Raw genomic sequence first — 619 nt, forward strand, 5'->3', positions numbered from 1 at the left:
TCGTGAGAAGCTTCAGCTGAGCTATCAGCAGACTTGCTTCCGCAACCCGTAAATACTGATACCATCAGTACCAGTGCTACTATATATATAATTTGCTTTTTCATTTCTTCTATTATTTGTCTGACTTTATTATTGACTTTCAATTCCATCATTAGTTTGTTGTTTTTAAGTAGTACTCCAGTTGGTAGCGGCTGTCCAGGTAATTGCCAAAGGCATTCCAGGAGTCCACTTCTATGCGAATGGCATCCCTGATGTTTTGCAGGAAGGTCACATAATCAATAGCACCTTCCCTATACGCCAAAATAGCCCCATCTCTTTGCTCCTGGGCCAATGGTAGTGCTTCATCCCGGTAGTAGTTCCACGAATTGAGCCATTTCAGGTACTGTTCTTTCATCCCCTGATAGGCCGCATTCAATTCCAACTGGTTTTGTCGCAGGTTTTGTCCGGCTATATCCCGCTGGATTTTGGCCGACTGTGTCCTACCAAGTTCAGGCCCGAAAAACAAGGGAATCCGAATACCGATCTGGTACTGATAAAATCCTGATTGTCCGGCTATCTGCTGCCGGCCATACTGCCCCTGCAATTGAGGTAAAAACTGTGAACGCCTCTCTTTTATGGT

Annotated in this window: 1 protein-coding gene; it reads right to left on the bottom strand. The window is 44.7% G+C overall.

Annotation, left to right across the window (positions count from 1 at the left end; translation table 11 throughout):
- Positions 1-151: 151 nt before the first annotated feature.
- Positions 152-619: TolC family protein (locus JKP34_RS18130; RefSeq protein ID WP_201924740.1), on the bottom strand; the 468-nt coding region annotated here is incomplete at its 5' end.

It is taken from the genome of Marivirga atlantica (assembly GCF_016734805.1).
GTDB classification, from domain to species: domain Bacteria; phylum Bacteroidota; class Bacteroidia; order Cytophagales; family Cyclobacteriaceae; genus Marivirga; species Marivirga atlantica.